Genomic DNA, 1,269 nt, shown 5'->3' on the forward strand with positions numbered 1-1,269 from the left:
TCTGGAACAAGCTGCTCTTTAAACAACAATGCTCATGTTAAAGAAATACAAGTTGAAATTGGAGGAACTATAACAGTAGCTAATGGAGTTTCTCTTGAAGTTGAAAACCAAGTGCATATTGATGGATCTCTTGATTTATTAGGAGAAGCCCAACTTATACAAAAACATAGTACGGTCTCACCTAATTCTGGTAGTGGGTATATAAGTGTTAAACAACAAGGGGTTTCGAATTTACATAATTATAATTATTGGAGCTCACCTGTAAATAATGGTGGTTCTTGGCAAATTGGAGATTTAGAAGATGCTAATGGCGTTATAAATTTTAACAATGCTCTTAATGCTAATGCTAACACTACCCCTATTACTTTAAGTTCCAGATGGCTATATAGTTTCAATGGTCTTTCTAATACTTATTCCCAGTGGAATCCCTTAAGTTCTTCAAGTAATTTGTTACCCGGTATTGGATATACCATGAAAGGATCTGGTACTGCCAATACTGAGCAAGAATATATTTTTAAAGGAATTCCTAACGATGGTAATTACTCATATCCTGTAACTGCCAATAATGATTTCTTAATAGGAAATCCTTACCCTTCGGCTTTAAATGCTGACCAATTTATTAATGATAACTCTACAGTAATTGATGGTACATTATATTTTTGGGAACACTTTACTTCCAATAGCAGCCATAGTTTGATTGATTATGAAGGAGGCTATGCCGTGTACAATTTAATGATGTCTTTACCTGCCGTTGTAGACCCCTCTGGGTTAACTAGTGGAAATGGTTCTGCTTCTAAAACTGCTCCTACTTCTAGCATACCTGTTGGCCAAGGATTTTTTGTAACTATAACAAACTCTGGAAACCTTGTTTTTAATAATCAACAACGTGTTTTTGCTAGAGAATCTTTATCTGAAACTATTTTTTATAAGTCGTCTAATAAGAAAACTTCAGCTTCTTTAGACCATAGAGCTAAAATTTGGTTTTCTTTTAAAGAACCTAAAAATAGAAATCGACTTTTCGGATTAGGCTATGATGTAACAACCTCTAAAGGATATGATAATGGTTATGATGCAAAAGCTTACGATGACCAAAGAAATGATATTTATTGGACTTTAAACGACGAAAAACTAATCATTCAAGCCTTACCTCAAATAGATATCAATGATAATTTACCTTTAAAAATTAAAGTAACAGATCCTGGTATATATAAATTCTCCATTGATAAAATGAAGTACGTTCCTAATACGATGGATATTTTCTTAAAGGAC

At 33.1% G+C, this 1,269-nt stretch carries 1 protein-coding gene; it reads left to right on the forward strand.

The features are described from left to right. The coding region (locus tag A8C32_RS20600) for a DUF8693 domain-containing protein (protein WP_489884314.1) at nt 1–1,269 on the forward strand (1,269 nt) is incomplete at both ends.

The organism is Flavivirga aquatica (assembly GCF_001747085.1).
Taxonomy (GTDB): Bacteria; Bacteroidota; Bacteroidia; order Flavobacteriales; family Flavobacteriaceae; genus Algibacter_C; species Algibacter_C aquatica.